The sequence below is a fragment of the Tissierellales bacterium genome (assembly GCA_035301805.1).
Taxonomy (GTDB): domain Bacteria; phylum Bacillota; class Clostridia; order Tissierellales; family DATGTQ01; genus DATGTQ01.
On record DATGTQ010000170.1, the window covers coordinates 1 to 5,219 of the forward strand.

3 protein-coding genes are annotated in these 5,219 nt (G+C 29.8%); all 3 read left to right on the top strand.

Features of this window, described 5'->3' with window-relative positions; genetic code table 11:
* A partial coding sequence (locus VK071_08640; protein ID HLR35375.1) for an efflux RND transporter permease subunit occupies positions 1-1,986 on the top strand: 1,986 nt, incomplete at its 5' end.
* Positions 1,934-4,162, top strand: a complete 2,229-nt coding sequence (locus tag VK071_08645; protein HLR35376.1) for a hypothetical protein — start codon at positions 1,934-1,936, stop codon at positions 4,160-4,162. The genes VK071_08640 and VK071_08645, both read left to right, overlap by 53 nt.
* Positions 4,163-4,303: 141 nt before the next feature.
* Positions 4,304-4,987 (top strand): Crp/Fnr family transcriptional regulator, encoded by a 684-nt coding sequence (locus VK071_08650; protein HLR35377.1) that lies wholly within the window; start codon positions 4,304-4,306, stop codon positions 4,985-4,987.
* The last annotated feature ends 232 nt before the right edge of the window (positions 4,988-5,219 follow it).

The following is a 5,219-nucleotide window of genomic DNA, read 5'->3' on the forward strand; positions in this document are numbered from 1 at the left end:
TATTTGCCTAAAAGATTAGAATCAGTACAAGGACAAGAAATACTTAATGATGTTTTTAATAATTCAGCAAATGGCATGATAGTAATTGAAAATATGGAACCAAAAGATGTTTCAAAATTAAAAGAAAAAATACAGGAAGTAGAGGGTGTAGAAAAAGTTGTTTGGTTAGACGATTATGTAGATACAACTATACCAAAAGACATAGTACCTAATGAGATAAAAGATATTTTCTATAGTGAAAACTCGACTCTAGTAATGATTCAGTTTTCTAACGAGGCATCTTCCGATATTACTCAAGATGCAATTACTAATATAAGAAAATTATTAAATAAGCAATGTTTCTTTAGCGGTATGGGGGCAGTACTTAAGGACACTATAGAATTATCGGATAAACAAACCCCTTTATATGTTGGATTAGCAGTAGTATTAGCAGCTATAGTATTAGCTGTAACATTAGAATCAACTTTCATGCCTATAGTAATATTAGTGAGTATAGGCTATGCAATATTGTATAACTTTGGTACAAATATAATCTTTGGAGAAATTTCATATATTACTCAATCCTTGGCAGCTGTATTACAGTTAGGGGTTACTATGGATTATTCAATATTTTTACTCCATAGATATACTGAAGAAAAAGAGCAAGAAGAAGACAAAACTTTAGCTATGGCTACTGCAATAGAAAAAACTGCATCTTCCATAATGGGCAGTTCTTTAACGACTATAGCAGGTTTCTTGTCAATAGCCTTTATGGAATTAACTATAGGGAAAGATATAGGATTTGTAATGGCTAAAGGTGTGGTTTTAGGATTAATTTCAGTAATAACAGTTTTGCCAGCCTTTATATTGGCATTAGATAAAGTGATTAATAGATTTAGCCACAAAACTGTTCTTCCTAATTTTAATGGATTAGCCAAACTAGTTACTAAACATCATAAGGTATTTATTATATTGGCAGTTTTAATATTTATACCTGCTTTTTATGGTGAAAAAAATAATGATGTGTACTATAACCTAGACGAATCTTTACCAAAAGATATGTCTTCTATAGAAGGATTTAGGAAACTAAAGGATGAGTTTAATATGATAACAACCCATTCTATAGTAGTTTCAAAGGATATTCCAAGTTATGAAATAAAGGAAATGATAGAAGAAATAAAAGAATTAGATGGGGTAGAAAGGGTTCTTAGTTATGAGAGTTTCCTAGGACCTAGAGTACCTGAAAATTTTATACCAGATGAAATAAAAGAGAAATTTGAACAAGGTGATTATAAACTTTTGATGATTAATTCAAGTTATAAATCAGCTACTGAAGAAAGTGAAGAACAAATAAAGGATATAGATAAAATAGTTAAAACTTATGATAAAAAAGGACTTGTCACTGGGCAAGGTGTTTTAACTAAGGATATGGTAGAAATTGCAGATAGTGATTTTAAAAGAGTAAATACAATTTCCATATTAGCAGTGTTTTTTATAATAATGTTAGTATTTACATCAATATTCATACCTGTCTTTCTCGTATTGGTTATAATGCTCGCTATATTTATAAATATGAGTATACCTTATTATTTAAATCACTCTATACCTTTTATAGCTTCAATAGTCATAGGATCAATACAACTAGGGGCTACAGTAGATTATGCTATACTTTTAACTACACGTTTTAGAGAAGAAATAAAAAATGGACATGAAAAATTTGAAGCTATGGAAATCACCGTAAGAGAATCGTCAAAGGCTATTGTAACAAGTGGCTTAACATTTTTTGGTTCTACTGTTGGTGTAGCTGTTCTTTCAGATATAGAAATAATTAAAAGTTTAAGTGCTATGATTGCAAGGGGTGCCCTAATAAGTACCGGAGTAATATTATTTATATTGCCAGGTATATTATTAGCTGGAGAAGGCCTTATAAAAGTGACGTCGAAGAATTGGGGTAATGAGAATAGAAAGAAAGATGGAAAAGGAAGTGTTATCTATGAAAATAAATAATAAAATTAAAAAAATAATTAGTTTAGCAATAGTTTTAGTTATGATGGTACCAAGTTTTTCCTTTGCAAAAACAAAGAGTAATATTGAAAAAGAAGAAACAGTTTATGTAAATTTGGACACTAAAGGTCGTCCAATAGAAAAAACTTCAAGTATCTGGCTTCATTCAGATTCACCATTAAATAAAGTAGAAGATAAAACTTCTTTAAAAGATGTTGTAAATATAAAAGGAGAAGAAAAACCTGAAACGAAAAATGGGGAAATAATTTGGAATACGGAAAAGAAAGACATATTTTACCAAGGCGAAACTGATAAAAAGTTACCTATTGAAATAAAAGTAAAGTATTATTTAGATAATAAAGAAATGAAACCAGAGGATATGGTGGGAAAATCTGGTGATGTTAAAATTAAAATAGAATTAGATAATAAAGAGAGTCATGCTATATCTACTAAAAATGGCGGAAAAAAAATAGTTTATAATCCATTAATGGCAGTAACAGTGGTAAACTTACCTATTGATAAGTTTACAGATGTTGAAGTAAATAGTGGAAAAATATTGTCTGATGGTAGCAATCAAATAGCAAGTTTTGCAACTATACCAGGGTTAAATAAAAGTCTTAATTTAAAGAAAGACATTATTGATATCCCAGAATATTTAGAAATTACAGCAACAACAGATAATTTTGAGATGGGTCCTATAGTAGTTACTGTAACTTCAGATGTACCAGAAATGAAAGACATTGAGGATGCAGAGAGCTTAGATGAATTAATAGATGGAATAAATAAAATAAAGGAAGCAAGTGAAAAGTTAAGTGAAGGAGCTAATTCCTTATATGAAGGACAACTCTCTTTAAATAATGGAATAGATGGATTTACTAATGGATTAGGTCAGCTAAATACAGGGGCTGAAGGATTAAATGAAGGTTCTGGACAATTAAAAGATGGAATTGATTCAGCCTATAAAGGAAGTTTAGATATAGACAAAGGTGCAAAAGAATTAGGTAAGGGTGGTAAAACTTTAGGGAATGGAACAAAAGAATGGTCAAATGGAGCTATAGAGTTTAGTAACAAGTCAAACCAATATTCTGCTGGTGCCAAAAAGGTAGCAGATGGAGTAGGTCAAATACCAGAAAATACGAAGAAAATGAAAAAAGGCATGGATGAATTAGTAGATGGAACAGGGAAAGTAAAAGAAGGCCAAGATAATTTAACAGAAGGATTATCAGAAAGTATTGAAGGATTAGATAAAGTTAAAGAAGGAAAAGAAAAAGAATTAGAGGTAGTAGGTTTATTATTAGATGGTACTAAAAAACTAAAAGGTGCTGCTGAAATTGTTGCAAAGACTCCAGGATTAGGGAAACTTGGTGAACAGATGTTAGAAGGTATTGAAAAACAAAATAAAGCTTTAGAAGGCCTTGAAGATTCAAGCACCCAAATTATTGAAGGAATAGAACAATTAGAAGAAGGATTAAAAGAGGCAGAAGCTGGTTCAAAAGAATTAAGCGGAAACATAGCTAAAATAAATGGAGGACAAGAAGAAATAGGAAATGGATTAGAGCAACTAGCTGAGGGAACTGAGCAATTAAAAGAAGCATCTAAAGAGTTAGAAAAAGGTAGTAAAGGACTACAAAATGGAGCAAATAAACTTAATGAAAATGCGGGAGTAATAAAAAAAGGGTCAGAAGAATTTTCTAAAGGTACAGGAGAACTTTCTAAAGGGACCAATAAACTTTCAGGTGGATTAAATGAACTATCAAAAGGCTCTGGACAGTTAAAGGATGGAACTAATGAACTAGCAAAAGGAGCAAATGAACTAAATGATGGTGGTAAAGAGTTAAAGCAAGGAGCAAATAAATTAGAGAATGGTTCAAAAGAATTAAATGAAGGTATGCAAAAGTTCCATGAAGAAGGAATTTCAGAAATTAGTAATAAAATAAAAGATAGTGACTTAGATATAGATGAAATTTTAAGTACTAAAGATGAGTTAGTTAAAATCTCAAAAGAATATGATAGTTTTACTGGCAAAAATGAAGATATGGATGGTAGTGTAAAATTTGTAATGAAAACTGAGGGAATAGACAAAATTGAAGAGAAAGAAGAGGTAGATGTACCTAAAGAAAATACAAAGAAAAATGGTTTTATAGAGTGGTTAAAAAATTTATTTAAGAAAAATAAATAAATTAAATAAGAATAAATAGTATCAGTAGTATTAATGGAAAATCCTAGGTCATAGACCTAGGATTTTTTGTTAAAAAGTGAAAAGTAGTCTCTATTTTGTTATAATAAATATAATGAATTTCTCATGTTTGGAGGTGTTTTTATGGGTTGTAATTGTTATCGCAGTAAGAAAGGAAAACTATGTATAGAATCAGTGCCCATATTTAGTAATTTAACCTGGGATGAAATGTTAGAAGTAGCAAGTATTAAAAGAAGTAAAAAGTATAAAAAAGGCGAAATGATTTATATAACTGGTGAAAAGGGAGAGAAACTTTTAGTTGTTCATAAAGGAAAAGTTAAAATAACTAGACTTTCTCATAATGGTAAGGAACAGGTTATACGAATATTAGAGTCTGGAGATTTTATGGGGGAACTTTCTTTATTTATTAAAACTCCAAGATTAGATAATGCAGAAGCTTTAGAGGATACTAGTGTATGCATAATTGATAGTGATGAAATGAAAAAGCTAATGGATAAATATCCATCTATAGCTTTTAAGATTTTAGAGGAATTAAGTAGTCGTTTAGGAAAGGCTGAAAACTTAATAGAATATTTGGGGATTCATGATGTAGAAAGCAGGATTGTAGAAACTATTTTAGACTTAGCAAATGAAAAAAACGAAGTAATCCTTAACATGAGCAAAGGAGATTTAGCCTCCCATATAGGAATGAGTCAAGAAACTTTAAGTAGAAAACTATCTTATTTTCAAGATAAAGGTTGGATAAAGTTAGTAGGACATAGAAAAATTATTATATTAGATAGAGATAAATTAAATGAATTAGTTTAAAATGACTATAGATATTTTCTATAGTCATTTTTATTTTTTATGTTTATACTGAAAAATATAGGGAATATATATAATAGTGAAAGAGTAAAATAATAGACCAGCTATTAAATGTCAAGATGTAATTTAATTTATTTTGCCCTAGTGATTTTAGAATTTCCGTCAGAACCCGTCAAGGGAAAAACACCCTTGACAGAACCTGCCATAAATTCTTATGTAAAAATGGGCAAAACAA